Annotated in this window: 19 protein-coding genes and 1 riboswitch; of the genes, 2 read left to right on the forward strand and 17 right to left on the reverse strand. The window is 67.8% G+C overall.

Going from position 1 to position 16,843, the window contains the following annotated elements:
* Positions 1–32: 32 nt before the first annotated feature.
* The gene (locus WKF39_RS12680) at positions 33–593 is read left to right on the forward strand and encodes a LemA family protein (protein WP_340388938.1); all 561 of its coding nucleotides are present in this window, start codon (positions 33–35) and stop codon (positions 591–593) included.
* A 109-nt stretch (positions 594–702) separates the two neighbouring features.
* On the opposite strand, the gene pheT is transcribed toward WKF39_RS12680, so the two are convergent.
* The 7 genes from pheT to infC all read right to left on the reverse strand — a co-directional run bounded on the left by pheT (position 703) and on the right by infC (position 7,788).
* Entirely contained in the window at positions 703–3,198 is a 2,496-nt protein-coding gene (pheT, locus tag WKF39_RS12685) for a phenylalanine--tRNA ligase subunit beta (RefSeq protein ID WP_340388942.1), read from the reverse strand.
* Between the two features lie 118 nt (positions 3,199–3,316).
* Positions 3,317–4,420, reverse strand: a complete 1,104-nt coding sequence (gene pheS, locus WKF39_RS12690) for a phenylalanine--tRNA ligase subunit alpha (protein WP_340388944.1) — start codon at positions 4,418–4,420, stop codon at positions 3,317–3,319.
* A 73-nt stretch (positions 4,421–4,493) separates the two neighbouring features.
* A complete protein-coding gene (locus tag WKF39_RS12695) occupies positions 4,494–5,534 on the reverse strand; it encodes an ATP-binding protein (RefSeq protein ID WP_340388946.1) in 1,041 nt (346 codons plus the stop codon).
* A gap of 53 nt (positions 5,535–5,587) precedes the next feature.
* Positions 5,588–6,400, reverse strand: coding sequence for an RNA methyltransferase (locus tag WKF39_RS12700; RefSeq protein ID WP_340388948.1), 813 nt, complete (start codon positions 6,398–6,400; stop codon positions 5,588–5,590).
* A 36-nt stretch (positions 6,401–6,436) separates the two neighbouring features.
* Positions 6,437–6,829, reverse strand: a complete 393-nt coding sequence (gene rplT, locus WKF39_RS12705) for a 50S ribosomal protein L20 (protein WP_340388951.1) — start codon at positions 6,827–6,829, stop codon at positions 6,437–6,439.
* 44 nt (positions 6,830–6,873) lie between these two features.
* Positions 6,874–7,068, reverse strand: coding sequence for a 50S ribosomal protein L35 (gene rpmI, locus WKF39_RS12710; protein ID WP_340388953.1), 195 nt, complete (start codon positions 7,066–7,068; stop codon positions 6,874–6,876).
* On the reverse strand, positions 7,069–7,788 hold the full coding sequence (gene infC, locus WKF39_RS12715) for a translation initiation factor IF-3 (RefSeq protein WP_340388955.1): 720 nt from the start codon (positions 7,786–7,788) through the stop codon (positions 7,069–7,071). It lies immediately after the preceding gene.
* A 271-nt stretch (positions 7,789–8,059) separates the two neighbouring features.
* On the opposite strand from infC, the gene WKF39_RS12720 reads away from it, so the two are divergent.
* Positions 8,060–9,067 carry a GNAT family N-acetyltransferase gene (locus tag WKF39_RS12720; protein ID WP_340388957.1) on the forward strand — a complete coding sequence of 336 codons (1,008 nt, stop codon included), beginning with the start codon at positions 8,060–8,062 and terminating at the stop codon, positions 9,065–9,067.
* Between the two features lie 18 nt (positions 9,068–9,085).
* On the opposite strand, the gene WKF39_RS12725 is transcribed toward WKF39_RS12720, so the two are convergent.
* From WKF39_RS12725 to WKF39_RS12770, 10 genes are all read right to left on the reverse strand, one after another.
* Entirely contained in the window at positions 9,086–9,544 is a 459-nt protein-coding gene (locus tag WKF39_RS12725; RefSeq protein ID WP_340388959.1) for an SseB family protein, read from the reverse strand.
* Entirely contained in the window at positions 9,541–9,957 is a 417-nt protein-coding gene (locus WKF39_RS12730; RefSeq protein WP_340388961.1) for a PH domain-containing protein, read from the reverse strand. The genes WKF39_RS12725 and WKF39_RS12730 overlap by 4 nt, the downstream gene beginning before the upstream one ends.
* Positions 9,945–10,790, reverse strand: a complete 846-nt coding sequence (gene hisG / locus WKF39_RS12735) for an ATP phosphoribosyltransferase (RefSeq protein WP_340388963.1) — start codon at positions 10,788–10,790, stop codon at positions 9,945–9,947. Before hisG ends, WKF39_RS12730 begins: the two co-directional genes overlap by 13 nt.
* 83 nt (positions 10,791–10,873) lie before the next feature.
* Entirely contained in the window at positions 10,874–11,137 is a 264-nt protein-coding gene (locus WKF39_RS12740) for a phosphoribosyl-ATP diphosphatase (RefSeq protein WP_340388965.1), read from the reverse strand.
* A 23-nt stretch (positions 11,138–11,160) separates the two neighbouring features.
* Positions 11,161–11,631 carry a 6,7-dimethyl-8-ribityllumazine synthase gene (gene ribH / locus WKF39_RS12745; protein ID WP_340388967.1) on the reverse strand — a complete coding sequence of 157 codons (471 nt, stop codon included), beginning with the start codon at positions 11,629–11,631 and terminating at the stop codon, positions 11,161–11,163.
* Positions 11,628–12,848: a bifunctional 3,4-dihydroxy-2-butanone-4-phosphate synthase/GTP cyclohydrolase II gene (locus WKF39_RS12750; RefSeq protein ID WP_340388970.1), complete on the reverse strand. Its 1,221-nt coding sequence runs from the start codon at positions 12,846–12,848 to the stop codon at positions 11,628–11,630. The genes ribH and WKF39_RS12750 overlap by 4 nt, the downstream gene beginning before the upstream one ends.
* Entirely contained in the window at positions 12,845–13,477 is a 633-nt protein-coding gene (locus tag WKF39_RS12755) for a riboflavin synthase (RefSeq protein WP_340388972.1), read from the reverse strand. Before WKF39_RS12755 ends, WKF39_RS12750 begins: the two co-directional genes overlap by 4 nt.
* Positions 13,477–14,514, reverse strand: a complete 1,038-nt coding sequence (gene ribD, locus WKF39_RS12760) for a bifunctional diaminohydroxyphosphoribosylaminopyrimidine deaminase/5-amino-6-(5-phosphoribosylamino)uracil reductase RibD (protein ID WP_340388974.1) — start codon at positions 14,512–14,514, stop codon at positions 13,477–13,479. Before ribD ends, WKF39_RS12755 begins: the two co-directional genes overlap by 1 nt.
* Before the next feature lie 106 nt (positions 14,515–14,620).
* A riboswitch (FMN riboswitch) is annotated at positions 14,621–14,754 on the reverse strand.
* Between the two features lie 42 nt (positions 14,755–14,796).
* Positions 14,797–15,459, reverse strand: a complete 663-nt coding sequence (gene rpe / locus WKF39_RS12765) for a ribulose-phosphate 3-epimerase (protein WP_340388976.1) — start codon at positions 15,457–15,459, stop codon at positions 14,797–14,799.
* A 74-nt stretch (positions 15,460–15,533) separates the two neighbouring features.
* On the reverse strand, positions 15,534–16,817 hold the full coding sequence (locus WKF39_RS12770; RefSeq protein WP_340388977.1) for a transcription antitermination factor NusB: 1,284 nt from the start codon (positions 16,815–16,817) through the stop codon (positions 15,534–15,536).
* Positions 16,818–16,843 lie beyond the last annotated feature (26 nt).

Raw genomic sequence — 16,843 nt, forward strand, 5'->3', positions numbered from 1 at the left:
ACACTCACTTCATCATCCATCGAGGAGAACCCATGCTCTGGATCATCGTGGCGGTCGTCGTCGCACTGGCACTCGCACTTTTCACGGTCTACGCGTTCAACCGCTTGCGGCGGGTCGACATCGCGGCCCAGGAGGCACTCGGCGGGATCGATGTGCAGCTGACCCGGCGCGCCGACCTGATCCCCAACCTGGTCAACACCGTCAAGGGTTATGCCCAGCACGAGAAGGGCGTCTTCGAGGCCGTCACTGCGGCTCGCGCCGGCGTCGCGGCTGCGGCGAAGGACGGCTCGGTGCAGGACAAGGCAGCCGCCGAGGCAAAGCTGGACAAGGCAATCATCGACGTCCTCGCCGTCGCCGAGGCATACCCCGATCTCAAGGCGTCGGCCAACTTCCAGTCCCTGCAGGCCGAGCTCGCCGAGACCGAGAACAAGATCTCGTTTGCCCGCCAGTTCTACAACGACGCGGTCGCGACCCTCAACAGCCTCGTACGGACGATCCCGTGGTTGCTCTTCACCGGGATCGCCGGCGTGCAGGCGCGAGAGTTCTACGACGCCCCCGACGGCCAAGATGCCCCGCCCGCCGTCACCTTCTAACCCTCCCCACCTCGCTGACGGGTCAGTTTTTGTCTGGTGACGGGTCACTTGCTGGCCTCATCCCGCGTCAGAAGTGACCCGCCGGCAGACAACAAGTGACCCGTCAGCGTTAGGTGCGGAGGGTGGCGCCCAGCGATTCAGCCGCTGCGCTGATCGCCGCGTCCCTGGCCGACCTGATGTCATCGTCGGTCAGGGTGCGATCCGGCGCCCGCAGCCGAAGCGCGAAGGCCAACGACTTCTTGCCGTCGCCGACCTGGTCACCGACGTAGACGTCGAACAGCCGTACGGACTCGATCAGCGGGCTCGCGCCGGCCAACGCCCGTTGCACGCTCATCGCATGAACCATTTCGTCGACGATCAGCGCCAGGTCTTCCTTGGCGACGGGGTAGGCCGAGAACTCCGGCCGCGGTCCGACCTCGGGCGAGGCCGCGATCAGCGCATCGAGATCGACCTCCGCGGCGACCACGCGCGCCGGCAGCCCGTATGCCTTCAGGACCCGCGGGTGCAGCTCGCCGGCGTGGCCGATCGTCACACCGTCGAGGACGATCGCCGCGCATCTCCCGGGGTGCCACGGCATGGCCTGCGCCGGCTGGACCTCGACGTGGACATGCAGGACGTCGGCCAGGCGTTGGACGATCGCGATCGCGTCGGCCCATACGACCTGACGGCCGGGTCCGGCCCAGCCGGAGCGTATGCGCTCGCCGCTCATGACGAGCCCGACGTGATGTGGTTGTTCGGGTAGCGCCGCCGCAAAGGCCGCGATCTCCTGATCGGTCGGCCGGTCGGCGACGGTGTAGATCGGCGCCTCGACCTCGCCTGCCTTGGGCAGGAAGACCCGGCCGGTCTCGACGATGTGCACATCTGCGTGTCCGCGGCCGATGTTGAGGACGAGGCTCTTGAGCAGACCGGTCAACAATGTCGTCGTCATGCCGGGCTCTTCGGCCGAGAGCGGGTTCTCCAACAGCACCTGGCGACGACGCATGTCATCGGCCGGCAACCCGAGGCGGTCGAAGTCTGCGTTCCCGGCAAAGGGGAACGTCTTGACCTCGATCAGCCCATCGCCGGCGAGCGCGTTGCCGACCCGACGACGGAGCTTCTGCCCGGTCGTCAGGCCTCGTCCCGCCGGAGCAGTCGGCAGGATCGACGGCACCTTGTCGTAGCCGACGACCCGGAGCACCTCTTCGACCAGGTCGTTGGGGTCATTGAGATCGAATCGCCAGCTCGGCGGCGTCGCGGCCAGCGAGGCGTGGTCGAGCTCGACCGCGCAGCCGTTGCCTTCCAGTGCCTCGACCACCGTCTGCGCGTCGATGTCCACGCCGGACACCCGACTGGGCAGGTCGATCGCCATCTCGACGGCGGCCCGGGGCGCGGCAGTGCCGACGACGGTCAGCCCACCCTCGATCGTCCCCCCACCGTGCTCGACGAGCAGATCGGCGACTCGCTGCGTCGCGCGGGCCGGCAAGTCTGGATCGACGCCCCGTTCGTAGCGTTTGGATGCCTCCGACGGCAGCTTGTGGAGCCGTGCCGTACGGGCGATCATGGGCGCCTTCCAGTGCGCGGCCTCGATCAGGATGTCCGTCGTCGTCTTGGAGAGCTCGGTGTCCTCTCCACCCATGACCCCGGCCAGGCCGATCGGACCGCGGTCGTCGACGATCACGGTGTCCTCGATCGACAGCGAGCGCACCGTGCCATCGAGCGTCGTGAGCTTCTCGCCCTCGGTCGCACGCCGTACGACGATCGTGCCCCGCAGCTTGGCGCGGTCGTAACCGTGGATGGGGTGGCCGAGCTCGAGCATGACGTAGTTGGTCACATCGACGGCAAGCGAGATCGAGCGCATGCCGGCCTGCTCGATCCGCCGAGCCATCCAGCTGGGGGTCGGGAGGCTGGGATCGACTCCCGTGACGGCGCGAGCGGCGAAGACCGGGCAGGCATCGGAGTCGTCGACCCGGACTGGGTAGCCCTCCCCCACGCCGGCCACCTCGATGTCACCCGGGTCCGCGAAGTCGAGTCCATATGCCAGCGCGGTGTCGCGACCGACCCCACGCATCGACAACGCATAGCCGCGATCCGGGTTGACCTCGAGGTCGAGCACCTCGTCGCCGAGACCCAGGAGCGCGATCGCGTCGTCACCGGGCTCTGCGGAACCGTCGGCCAGCACGATGATGCCGTCGGCGTCGCCTGGCACGCCCAGCTCGGCGCCAGAGCAGATCATGCCGTCCGACACATGCCCGTACGTCTTGCGCGCAGCGATCTCTCCGCCCGGGATGAAGTCTGCGAGCGCGGGCAGGACCGTGCCGGGGAGGGAGACCACGACGAGGTCGCCCTCGACGAAGTTGTGGGCGCCGCAGACGATGCCGCGAGCCCCGTCGGCGTCGTTGTGCCCAGGTCCCACATCCACGCGGCACCAGTTGATCGTCTTGCCGTTCTTCTGCGGCTCCTTGGCGAGCGACCCGACCCGGCCGACGACCAGCGGTCCGCTGATGCCCGACGAGATGATCTCCTCGAGCTTGAGGTCGAACTCGGTCAACCGGGCCGCCAGCTGCACGGTCGTCACTGACTCGGGCAGCGCGACCAGCTCACGCAGCCACTTGACGGGTACTCGCATGCTCACCACCCCCACGTTTCAGAAACAGGGGCACGGTACGTGAGGGCGGTGAGCAGGCGCTCGTGGGTCCTGCCCCCTGCTCGCAGACCTCGCGGGGGTACCCCCAGCTGGCGCTCGCTCACAGCTCGACTCCGAACGGTTGGGTGAAGCGGATGTCACCATCGAACAGGTCGCGCAGGTCCGCAATGTCGTAGCGGGACGTGATCGTGCGGTCCAGGCCGATCCCGAACGCGAATCCGGAGTAGCGCTCCGGATCGACACCGCACGCGATCAGGACGCGCGGATTGACCACACCGCAACCACCCCACTCGACCCATCCCTCGCCCTTGCAGGTGCGGCAGTCCGCAACCTCGGCCGGCTCGTTGTGACAGACGTAGCAGAGCAGGTCCATCTCGGCGCTGGGCTCGGTGAATGGGAAGTATGACGGCCGGAACCGGGTCGTCATGCCGTCGCCGTAGATCGCCTGAGCGAAATGGTCGAGCGTGCCCTTGAGATGTGCCATCGACAGTCCCTCGTCGATCGCGAGGCCCTCGACCTGGTGGAAGACCGGCGAGTGCGTGGCATCCAGCTCGTCGGTGCGGAACACGCGACCGGGGCACACGATGTAGATCGGGGGTTCCCGGGTCAGCATCGAGCGTGCCTGGACCGGCGACGTATGCGTGCGCAGCACCATGGCCGCCCGCTCGGGAGTGACCCAGAACGTGTCCTGCATCGTGCGGGCAGGATGATCCGGTCCGAGGTTGAGCGCATCGAAGTTGAGCCACTCGGCCTCGACCTCGGGCCCCTCGGCAACCTCCCACCCCATCGCGACAAAGATGTCGCCCACGTGCTCCTGGATCGTGGTCAACGGGTGACGTGCTCCCGCGGGCGAGACATCCCAGGGCAGCGTGACGTCGACCGCCTCGGCTGCGAGCGCGCTCTCCTGCTCGACCGCCTCGACCTCGGCAGTCCTGGTCGTCAGCTCCTGGCTGATGGCTCCGCGGGCCTGGCCGACCCGCTGGCCGGCCTCCTTGCGGGCCTGGGGCGGGAGAGCGCCGATCTCACGGTTGGCGAGTGCCAGTGGCGAGCGGTCACCGACATGGTCGATGCGCACCTGCTTGAGCTCATCGAGAGTCATGGCGGCCGCGATCGCCGCAAGCGCCTCGTCGCGCATGCGCTCGACCTCATCGGCACGCAACGGGGTCACCTCGACGGGATCGTACGAGGAGTTGGGCGCGGACATACAGGCCTTCCGGAGGACATCGTGGTAGCGGGTTGGCAACCGCCTTGAGTTTATCGGTCGCGGTTGGGCCGGATCAGTCGGTCATCGTGTCGGGCTCGTTGATCGGGAACCAGACGCGGATCTGGGCACCGCCGCCCTCCGCGTCCTTGATCTCGATCGTGCCGCCATGCTGCTCGACGATGCCTCGCACGATGTACATCCCGAGGCCGCTGCCAGCGCCAGGCCCGGCGCGCCAGAACCGGCTGAACACCCGCTGGCGCATCTCTTCGGGAATGCCCGGGCCGTTGTCGTGGACCTGCAGCGACACCCCGCCCTGGAACTCGGGGTGCTGCGTGTTCTGCACAACCACCTCTCGCAGGCCGAAGCCGTGCCTCATCGCGTTCTCGACCAAGTTGGTCACGACCTGGGTGATGCGGTCGCTGTCACCCCAGATCAGCTCGAGGTCGTCACCGATGCTGATCCCGAACGGCTCGGTCGCTCCCCCCGACACATTGGTCAACACATGCCGCACGACCTCGTCGAGCTTGACCGGACCGCGCTTGAGCGTCAGACGACCAGCGTCGATGCGCGCCGCGTCCAGCAGCTCGGTGATGAGCCGACTCAGGCGGTCCGCGTCGGAGTCGACGGTCTCGAGCATCAGCTGGCGCTGCTCATCGGAGAACCTGTCCCACTTGGTCAGCAGGGTCGAGGTGAAACCCTTGATGCCGGTCAGTGGAGAACGCAGCTCGTGCGCGACCGTTGCGACGAGGTCGGAACGCTCGCGGTCACGCTGGTTGCGGACACGGGCGTTGCGTACGCTCACCACGACCCGCTGGACGGGCCCGGCCGGGCGATCACGCACGAGTGTCGCGGTGATGAGGTACTCGCTGCCCTTGGGCGACCACCAGGCCTGCTCGGAGATGCGGGTGCGGATCGCGATCCCGTCGTAGGGGTGGGTGCTGTCATACCAGGAGTTGCCGTTGAGGTCGTCGAACGGCACGGCCTGGTTGAGATGCATGCCCAACATCTCGTCGCCCTCGGCCCGAGCCATCGCGCGGACGCGCTTGTTGACGTACTCGACCGTCCCGTCAGCGCCGGCAATGATGATGCCGTCGGGGAAGTCGTCGAGGTCCATGGGTGCTGAATCTAGTACGAACGGACTTGTCGCGACGACCCCGAGCGCGGACTTCAGTCGATTGAGCGGGCCCGAGCCGACGCATAGAGACAGACTGCCGCAGCCGTCGCGAGGTTGAGGCTCTCGGCGCGACCGAAGATCGGCACCGAGACCACTCGGTCGGCCAGACCTCGCGTCGCCTCCGGCAGGCCCCGTGCCTCGTTGCCCATGAGCCAGGCGGTGGGTCGCGACAGGTCGAGGGTGTCGTCGAACAGGCTGACGTCTCCCCCGCCGTCGGCCGCCAGGACCTGGAGTCCGAGGTCCTGCAGGCGGACCAAGGTGCCCGGTGTGTCCCGGTCGGTCACGACCGGGAGATGGAACACGCTGCCCACGGTCGCGCGAACGGCCTTGGGGTTATAGGGGTCGACGCTGTCTCCGACGAACACGACTCCGTCGGCTCCGGCCGCATCGGCACAGCGGATCACGGCTCCTGCGTTGCCGGGATCACGTATGTCTGCGCACACCACGACGAACGTCGGATGCGCTGCGAGCAGAGTGTCGAGCGAATGATCGGGGATGCGGCAGCGCGCCACGAGCCCCTGCGGCTGGACCGTGTCGGCGATCGAGTCGACGACATCGTCGGTGACGACGTGCCACGGGACGTGACCCCGCTCCGCGACGACCCTCAGGTCGTCGTGCTGCGCGGTGCCGACCTCCGTCGCGAAGATCTCGACGACGGCGTCGGGCTCGGCGAGGCCCTCCCGCACGGCCTGCGGACCCTCGGCGATGAATTCGCCGGTCTCAGCCCGGAACGCACGAGTGGCGAGCCGCCGGGTGTGCTTCACACGTCCTGAACGGACGGTGAGCCTGTCGGGCGGACTCGCCACTGCGCTTCGGAATTCAGCTCTGCCGGGTTACCGCGGTCAGGCCGCGGCGCCGTCCTTGGGTGCGTTGACGTCGTCCGGGAGGTTGTCCTTCGCGGTCTGCACGAGGGCCGAGAACGCGGCCGGCTCGTGAACTGCGAGCTCGGCGAGGATCTTGCGGTCGACCTCGACACCCGCGGCCTTGAGGCCCTGGATGAAGCGGTTGTAGGTCATGCCTTCGGCACGCACCGCAGCATTGATGCGCTGGATCCACAAGCGACGGAAGTCGCCCTTCTTGGCCTTGCGGTCGCGGTAGCTGTAGACGAGCGAGTGTGTGACCTGCTCCTTGGCCTTGCGATAGAGCCGCGAACGCTGACCGCGGTAGCCCGCAGCGCGCTCCAGTGTCTGGCGGCGCTTCTTCTGTGCATTGACAGAGCGCTTGACGCGTGCCATCTCAGTTCTCCTTCAGAGTTTCGGTATGTCGGGGTGCGCCGCGGTCAGAGACCGAGCATCTTCTTCACGCGCGGTACGTCCGCCTTGGCGACGGCGGTCGAACCTTCGAGACGACGCTTGCGCGACGAGGACTTGACCTCGAGCAGGTGGCGACGGTTGGTCTGCTCCCGGCGCAGCTTGCCGCTGCCGGTGACCTTGACGCGCTTCTTCATCCCCGAGTGGGGCTTGAACTTCGGCATTTATGCCTCCATGTCTGGGTCGAGGTTCTCAGAACGTCGACGTGGCTTCTTGGGTGATGCAGTCTTTTGGGCGGCCTCGCGATGAGCCTTGACCTCAGCGGCCTCGGCATCCTTCTCGGCGACCTTTGCCGCGGTGCTCTTGACCTTCTCGGCCTTGACCTCGGCCTGGGCCTCGGACTTCTTCTTGTGCGGACCGAGGACCATCGTCATGTTGCGACCGTCCTGGCGGGCGTTGGACTCGATGAAACCGAGGTCCTCGACGTCAGCGGCGAGCCGCTGGAGCAACCGGTAGCCCAGCTCGGGGCGGTGCTGCTCGCGACCGCGGAACATGATGGTGATCTTGACCTTGTCGCCGGCCTTGAGGAATCGGACGACGTGACCCTTTTTGGTGTCGTAGTCGTGCTGATCGATCTTGGGACGCAACTTCATCTCTTTGATGATGGTGTTGGTCTGGTTGCGGCGGGACTCGCGAGCCTTCTGTGCCGTCTCGTACTTGAACTTGCCGTAGTCCATGAGACGGCAGACGGGCGGACGAGCTGTCGGAGCCACCTCGACAAGATCGAGATCAGCTTCCGCTGCCAGTCGCAGGGCATCTTCGATGCGGACGATGCCCACCTGTTCACCGCCAGGACCGACGAGGCGTACTTCGGGAACGCGGATTCGGTCGTTGACGCGCAGCTCTGTGGTGATGGATCCTCCTGAGATCGTGTGGGAGGCCAAGAAAAAATGGCCCCCGTACGAAACGGAAGCCACCGGAGGCATATTCCCGGAGGAACACGCCGTCGGCCGACCATCGGCAACCTCATCGATGTATCCGAGGTGCTTCTGACCGGCGTAACCCCAAGGTCGTGGACCAAGCAGGTGGGAGGTGGACCTCCACTTCGTCCTCAAGGATATCAGCGGGTGCGGTCGCAAGAGAAATCGGCGAGCGTTTCCTTCGTCGAAACACCTCTGACCCTCATCGGAAAACTGCGCGACCCATGCTGGGACCATGCTGTGGCGCGTACGTATGACATTGGTCGACCGACCGGGGATCCTGGCGGAGATCGCGGTGGAGTGTGGCCGCTGCGAGGTCAACATCCTCGGCCTCCAGGTCTTCCCCACGAGCCCGCGGGTCACCGACGAGTTCGTGGTCAGCGCCCCGGACGGCTGGACCGACGTCCAGGTCGCGGATCTCTTCGAGACCGCCGGCGGCGCGCAGGTTGCCGCCACACGGGTCAGCGACGAGGCTCTCGTCGACGCACCGACGCGCTATCTCCAAGGCGTGCACGAGGTGCTCGAGGAGGGCCGTGACGTCGAGTCCGTCCTGCGGGAGCTGCTCGAGACGGAACCGCCCGACGTCGCCGACTACTCCGGTCATGACGTGTTGGAGCTGTCCCGCCGCAGCGGGTCCGTGATCCGGATCAGCCGAGCCGTCCCGTTCACCGCCGTCGAACGGGCTCGCGCCCAGGCCCTGTTGTCACTTGTGAGCGATGCCGGCAGCGACACTCCCCTGATCTCGCCGTCGTCCGTGCAGCCGCTCGTTCCGGTGGTGCGCGAGTCGACGCTCTCCGACATCGAAGCCGTCGCGACGCTGCACGAGCGGTGCAGCATCGCGACGCTGTACGAGCGCTACCAGGTACCACTTCGGATGCCGATGACGACCCGCATGGCTCGGCGCCTGGTGGCCCCCGAGTCCGGACTGGCGCTGGTCGTCCAGGTCGGCTCCGACGTCGTGGGTCACGGCGTGCTCGAGCTCGTCGAGGCGGTGTGGACGTTCCAGCTCCTGATCGAGGACGCGCGGCAGGGTCAGGGACTCGGCACGCTCCTGATCAAGCAGGCAGCCGGACGAGCCAAGGCCCAGGGGGCGGCGCGGTTGACTCTCATCACGGCCGGCTCGAACGACAAGCTGCTGCGAGCCGTGGGCAATGCCGGCTTCGTCGCCCGGGTGGAGCGCCACGACGGGAATGTCCAGATCACGGTTCCGCTGTCGGCTGTGCGTGCGATCGCCACCGGCTGAAGCGATCAGCTCACTCACTCAGGTGATCCAGACCGCTCCGGCGTCGCTCCGCACGAGGCGGTGTCCGGCGGCGAGGTGCTCGACGTCTGCCGTCTCGATCACTGCGAAGGTGTCGTTGGCGAGGTCGAGCAGGATCGCTCCAGCACCTTCGTCCAGGGCTGCCCTGGCGGCATCCCGACCCCGGATCGGCACGGGCCGGGCCTGAGGGTCCCACGCAGCCAGCGTGGTGATGCTGCTGAATGCGAGCAGCCCCTGTCGTCCGTCGGCCCCCGTCATCAGCACGGCGGCCATGTCGGCGTTCTTGTCACCATCTGCCGGCACCTCGCCGAGCAGCGCGACGATCGGCACGAACACCCGGGCGTCACCCAGGGCCATCAGCACGTCGAGGTCGTCGCCGAATGCCGCGGCGAGCGCGGGTTCGACCGCGCCGTCGTCGTCGGGGAACTGGGGCTCGGCGAGCGTACGACCGTGGTTCATGCCGCGAGCCGACCGCGGAGGTAGGTCACGGCCTCGCGGGCGTAGCCCCCGTCGGAGCCCTGGATCCCGAACAGGATCACCCGTTCGTCATCGTTGGTGACCAGCGTCGGCCACGGCGCGCCGGTGTTCATCGCGAAGCCCTTGATGCTGGACCACGGGATGTGGTGGCGGCGATAGCCGTTGAGCACCTCGACGCCCGCGTCATCGGCCCGGACGAAGCTGCGTCCGATGCCGTGCAGCAGCGTCAGCACGGCCAAGATGATGATCCACAGCGTGACGGTCTCGGCGGGAGTGAACGAGATCTCGTCGGGCAGCGACAGGCCGATCACGAAGGTGAGCACCAGCAGGATGACCGCGACCGCGTAGGCCACGACGCGGGTCCCGCCGGGTCGGAAGGTCCTCAGATCCGGCACGCCAGGATGTCCGTCACGAGGATGCCGCGGGCGCCGAGCTCGTAGAGTCCGTCCATGACCTTCTGGGCAGTGTCGCGAGGCACCATCGAGCGCACTGCGACCCACCCTTCGCGATGAAGGGGTGAGACCGTCGGCGACTCGATGCCGGGCGTCAGCTCGACCGCCCGATCGACCTGCTCGACCCGGATGTCGTAGTCCATCATGACGTAGGTCCGCGCGACGAGGACCCCGTCGAGACGACGCTTGAACACCGCGAATCCTTCGGGTTCGGGGGCACCCTGGCGGGTGATCAGCACTGCCTCGGACGAGAGGATTGGCTCACCGAAGACCTCGAGATCGGCCTGCCGAAGGGTGCTGCCGGTCTCGACGACGTCGGCGATCGCGTCAGCGACCCCCAGGCGTACCGAGGACTCCACAGCGCCGTCGAGCCGCACCACGTCCGAGCTGATGCCACGCTCGGCGAGCCACGCCTCGACGATGCCGGGGTATGAGGTGGCGATGCGGGCGCCGGCAAGGTCCTCGACGGCCGACATCGCGCCGATCGGTGCGGCGAATCGGAAGGTCGAGGCACCGAAGCCCAGCGCGATGTTCTCGGTCGCGTGTGCCTGTGAGTCCAGCAGCAGGTCGCGGCCCGTGATGCCGACGTCGAGGGTCCCTTCGCCGACGTAGATCGCGATGTCGCGCGGTCGGAGATAGAAGAACTCGACGTCATTCTCGGGATCGAGCGTGACGAGGTCCTTGGCGTTGCGCCGCTGGCGGTAGCCCGCCTCGGTCAGCATCTGGGCGGCCGACTCGGCGAGTGCGCCCTTGTTGGGTACGGCGATCTTGAGCATGGGTTCTCTTCTCAAAGGTTCTGTGACGGACGGCAGAGGCACGGATCGGCGCGCGCCCCGGGAAGGGGGCGTGGGCCGGCCCGTCACAGATGCGCGTAGACGTCGTCGAGCGTGAGGCCGGAGGCGATCATCATGACCTGGGCGTGATAGAGCAGCTGGCTGAGCTCCTCGGCGGCCCGCTCGGCACCTTCGTGCTCCGCCGCCATCCACGACTCGGCAGCCTCCTCTACGAGCTTCTTGCCGATCGCGTGCACGCCAGCATCGAGCTCAGCGACGGTGCGCGAGCCCTCGGGGCGGCTGGCTGCCTTGTCTGACAGCTCGGCGAAGAGTTGATCGAAGGTCTTCATCGCAGAGCAGTCTATCGGCGACGTCAGCCGAGCGTGCGCAGGAGGTTCCAGGTGGACAGCGCCGCCTCGACCGCCTCGCGGCCCTTGTCCTCCTGGCTGTCGGGCAGCCCGGCGCGCTCGAGCGCCTGGTCCTCGTCGTCGCAGGTCAGCAGCCCGAAACCGATCGGCACCCCGGTGTCGAGGGCAACCCGGGTGAGCCCGTCGGTCGCGGACGCCGAGACATACTCGAAGTGCGGTGTGTCGCCCCGGATGATCACCCCGAGGGCGATGACTGCGTCGAAGCCCTGGCGGGCGTAGGCCTGACACAGGATCGGCAGCTCAAACGATCCCGGTGCCCGGATGAGCGTGACGTCGTCGACATTGGCGTCCTTGAGCGCGCCCTCGGCGCCTGCGATCAGCCCGTCCATGACCTCGGTGTGCCACCGCGACGCGATCACCGCCACCCGCGCGCCGGCTCCGTCGACGAACAGCGTGGGCGCCCCAGGAGTGCTCATGAGATGTCCCCCAGGCCGGGCAGGTCGTGGCCCATGCGCTCGGCCTTGGTCTGCAGATAGCGCAAGCTGTCCTCCGTGGGGGCGATTCTGAGCGGCAGGCGCTCGCTGATCTTCACACCGTACGCCTCGAGGGCGATGGTCTTGTCCGGATTGTTGGTCAAGAGCCGGGCCGATGTCACGCCGAGGTCGCGCAGGATCTGCGCTCCGGCAGCGTAGTCTCGCTCGTCCTCGCCGAATCCCAGCTGCAGGTTGGCATCCACCGTGTCGGTGCCTCGGTCCTGCAGGGCATAGGCCTGCAGCTTGTGCAGCAGCCCGATGCCACGGCCCTCGTGGCCCCGGAGGTAGACGACGATGCCTGCGCCGGCCGACGTGATCTCGGTCAAGGAGAGCTCGAGCTGCGGGCCACAGTCGCAGCGCCGTGAGCCGAAGACGTCGCCGGTCAGGCACTCGGAGTGGATGCGGGTCAGCACGTCCTCGGTGCCTGGGTCTCCGTAGACCAGGGCGATGTGCTCCGAGCCCTCGATCGAGTCGCGGTAGCCATGCGCCGTGAACTCGCCGAACTCGGTCGGGAGGCGGGTCGTCGCCAGCCGGCGGACCTGCGTCTCGTGCAATCGGCGATGGACCTGCAGGTCCTCGATCGAGACCAGTGCAATGCCGTGCTCGTCCGCAAACTCGCGCAGGGCCGGGGCGCGCATCAGCGTGCCATCGTCGTGGAGCACCTCGCCGATCACGCCGGCCGGGGTCAGACCCGCGAGGCGCGCGAAGTCGACTGCGGCCTCGGTGTGGCCGGCCCGCTCGAGCACTCCCCCCTCCTTGGCCCGCAGCGGCAGGATGTGCCCCGGCTGGTTGAGCTCGAACGGCTCGGTCGCCGAATCCGCGAGGACGCGGCACGTTCGAGCACGGTCCGCGGCCGAGATGCCGGTCGTGATGCCGTCGCGGGCGTCGATCGAGATCGTGTAGGCCGTGCGCATCATCTCGCGGTTGTGCGGGGTCATGAGCGGGATCGCCAGCCGGTCGAGGATCTCACCCGTGATGGGTGCGCAGATCAGGCCGCTGGAGTAGCGGACGAGGAAGGCCATCAGCTCCGGCGTCGCCTTGCTGGCAGCGAAGATGATGTCACCCTCGTTCTCGCGGTCCTCATCGTCGACGACGACGATCGCCTTGCCATCGCGGAAGTCCGCGACGGCCCGTTCGATGCTGTCCAGCCTGACGCTCATGCTGTCTTCCCTTCTGCTTGGGCGCCCAGGAGGCGCTCGACGTACTTGGCGAGGATGTCGACCTCGAGATTGACCCGGTCGCCCGGAGCCTTGGAGCCGAGAGTGGTCTCGGCGAGGGTCGTGGGGATCAACGAGATCGAGAACCACGGCTCGCTCGTGTCCGATTCTTGGCGATCCACGACCTCGACGACGGTCAGCGACGTGCCGTCGACTGTGACCGATCCCTTCGCGACCAGATATCTCGCCAGCTCCGGCGGCAGGCCGATGCGGACGACCTCCCAGTGCTCGCTGGGGGTGCGGTCGATGACCCGGCCGGTCCCGTCGACGTGCCCTTGGACGATGTGCCCGCCGAGACGCGCCCCGGCCTGCGTCGCCCGCTCGAGGTTGACCTCGTCGCCGACCCGCAGATCGCCCAGTGAGGTCTTGTCGAGCGACTCCTTCACGACCTCCGCCGCGAAGGTACCTGCGTCCTGCGCCATGACGGTCAGGCACACCCCGCTCACGGCGATCGAGTCGCCGTGATGCGCATCGGACGTCACCAACGGGCCGCGGATCGTCAGGCGTAGGGAGTCGCCGAGATCCTCGACAGAGATGATGGTGCCCTTCTCCTCGATGAGTCCGGTGAACATCAGTCGAAGTCCTCTCGCTGCATACGGCCTGGGGTCCCGATGATGCGGATGTCGGGACCGATCATCGTCAGGTCGTGGATGTCGATTGGGCGCAGGTCGGCGAGTGTCGTCGCCTCGCCCTCGAGCGCGGCGCGACCCGAACCCAGCATCGCCGGCGCGATGTAGCCGATGACCCGGTCGATGACCCCCGCGTTCCAGAAAGCGCCCGCGAGTCGGGGGCCGCCCTCGAGCCAGATGTGCCGGATCTGGTTGTCGACGAGCTTTTGCAGCACGACCGCGGGATCGCGCGACTGCACCAGGAGGGTCGGGGCGACCCGGTCGAACACCCGGTAGTAGTTGGGGATCTTCGTCTCCCCCACGACGACCCGCAGAGGCTGCTGGTCATACGGCAGCGGGATGTCCTTGTCGTCCCGCACCGAGAGTCGCGGGTCGTCGGCCAGCACGGCGCCCGTGCCCGCGACGATCGCGTCGGACTCGGCGCGGAATGTCTGCACATCGCGGCGAGCCTCATCACTGGTGATCCACTTGCTCGTGCCGTCAGGGGCCGCGCTCAGCCCATCGAGGGTCGCGGCATATTTCCAGGTCACGAAGGGGCGTCCGGAGGTGACGGCGAACGTCCACTCCAGGTTGAGGTCGGTCGCCTCCTCACCCAGTACCCCGGTCTCGACCCCGATGCCCGCGGCACGGAGGCTCTTGGCGCCGCCCGCAGCCGAGCGGTCGGGGTCGATCTGGCCAAACACCACCCGCGCCACGCCAGCGTCGATCAGCGCCTGGGCACACGGTCCGGTACGTCCGGTGTGGTTGCACGGCTCGAGTGTCACGACCGCCGTGGAGCCGCGAGCCGAGTCACCCGCCTGGGTCAATGCGTCGATCTCGGCGTGTGGCGTCCCGGCGCCACGATGCACACCAACAGCGATCTCCGAACCGTCGGGCGACAGCAGCACGCAGCCGACCCGCGGATTGGGCAGCGTACGTGTGACAGTGCGGGCCTCGGCGAGGGCGCGTCTCATCGCGCTGATCTCAATCTCGGTTGCCATGCAGTCCTCCGGGTGTGATCCGCTCACGCGTCCCGGGGTCAGTGGCGTCCTTCATGGCGCGACCGTCACGTGGGGAGTGCCCACTTACGGTCCCGATCTTCGGGACACAGCGCTCCTACCATCCGGACTTTCACCGTCGGCGCCGGAATTCCACCGGCTCAACCGTTGCCTCGAACTGCAAGGCCGCGGGTCGCGGACTGTCACCGCCGGTTCGGAATTGCACCGACCCCGGAGCACGCAAGCACTTCTGCTCGTTGACCCGAGTCTAGCCCGTCGCTCCGATCAGTGAGTGTGACGTCCGGCATGCGTCCGGAGCTGGGCAACCATGCCGTCCGGGTCGTCTGCGCTGAACACCGCAGAGCCGGCCACGAAGACGTCGGCCCCGGCCTCGGCGCATCGCTCAATCGTGTCGAGGGACACTCCCCCGTCGACCTGGAGCCAGATGTCGCCCCCGTGCTTGTCGATGAGCCTGCGGGCCCGCTGGATCTTGGGCAAGCAGATGTCGAGGAACTTCTGGCCGCCGAAACCGGGCTCCACCGTCATGATCAGCACCATGTCGAGCTCGGGGAGCAGATCCTCGTATGGCTCGATCGGCGTCGCGGGCTTGAGCGCCATCGAGGCGCGCGCGCCGTTGGCACGGATCTCGCGCGCGAGGCGTACCGGCGCCTTGGCCGCTTCGACATGGAAGGTGACACTCCCGGCCCCGGCTTCGATGTAGGCAGGCGCCCATCGGTCGGGATCCTCGATCATGAGGTGCGCGTCGATGGGTTGCACGGCGACCTTGGCGAGCGCCTCGATGACCGGGACACCCAACGTCAGGTTGGGCACGAAATGGTTGTCCATCACGTCCATGTGCAGCCAGTCCGCGCCGGAGATCCGGGCGGCTTCGGCCTCGAGGTTCGCAAAGTCGGAGGCCAACATGCTCGGGGTGATCTGGATGCCCATGCGGCCAGCGTAGTGGGAGACTGTCGGGACTCAGGAACGCGGCGCGCGGCCTGACCAGGCCAGGTCCCGTCAGGTCAGCTTCGACGGATCAAGGCGCAGAACATCGCATCGGTGCCGTCGATGTGGGGCCACCACTGCTGAGTGGTCTCCACATCGACGTCGTCGCGCCCGGCGGTGACGGCATCGACCACACCGCGGGTCTCGCGCAGATGCGGCGAGCAGGTCGCGTAGACCACGACGCCCCCAGGCCGTACGAGCTCCAGTGCCCGCCCGAGCAACGCGAGCTGCAGGGGCACGAGGTCGTCGAGATCGGCCTCCGACCGGCGCCAGCGCGACTCGGGCCTGCGGCGAAGCGCTCCGAGTCCGGTGCAGGGCGCGTCGACCAGGACCCGGTCGAAGGAGCCCTGCTCCCACGGGCCGTACCGGCCGTCGGCCGTCGTCACCTCGACGTTGTCCAGCAGGCGTACGCCTTGACGGACGAGCTGGGCGCGGTGCTCAAGCACCTCGTTGGCCACGAGACTGGCGCCGCGCCGCGCCGCGAGAGCTCCCAGCAGGGCGGCCTTGCCGCCCGGCCCTGCGCACAGGTCGAGCCACCTGGTGTCCTGGCCCTCGACCGGTGCCTCGGCAAGGCTGATCGCTACGAGCTGCGAACCCTCGTCCTGGACGCCGGCGCGGCCGTCGCGAACCTGTGGGATCGCGCCGGGGTCCCCGCCCTCGTCGAGGATGCGGGCATACGGCGAGAGCTTGCCGGTGCTGCCGGGCAGGTCGTCCGGCTCGCTGAGCCCGGGGCGGGCCACCAACGTGACCCTCGGCGGTGCGTTGTCGGCGGCCAGGAGCTTGTCGATCTGGGCGGCGTGCCCACCGAGCGCCTCCCGCAGGGCGGTCACGATCCACAGCGGGTGCGAGGTGCTGACGGCGCGGGCCTCGTCACCCTCGAGACCAGCCGTGATGACCGCGAGCCAGCCAGCGAGATCCTTCTGGCCGATCTTGCGCAGGAGAGCGTTGGCGAAGTGCACCGGCTTGTGGCCGATCTCCCGGCGAACGATGTCGACCGTCGTCGAGACCGCAGCGTGGGCCGGAACCCGCATGTTGAGCAGCTGGTGCGTGCCGAGCCGGAGCGCGTCGAGGACTGGCGGATCGATCGACGCGAGTCCCTTGCTGGCAACCGTGCCGATGATCGCGTCGTAAGTGCCCTGCCGGCGGATCGTGCCGTGCACGAGCTCGGTCGCGAAGGCCGCGTCACGGCCCTCGATCCGGTGCTCGGCGAGCATCGCCGGCAGCACCAGGTTGACGTAGGCGTCGCGCTCGGCCACGGCACGCAGCACATGGAAGGCGATCGCCCTGGACGGATCGGTCATGCCGCCCCTCCGCGAACTAGTTGGCG

The organism is Aeromicrobium sp. (assembly GCF_037719875.1).
Taxonomy (GTDB): Bacteria; Actinomycetota; Actinomycetes; order Propionibacteriales; family Nocardioidaceae; genus Aeromicrobium.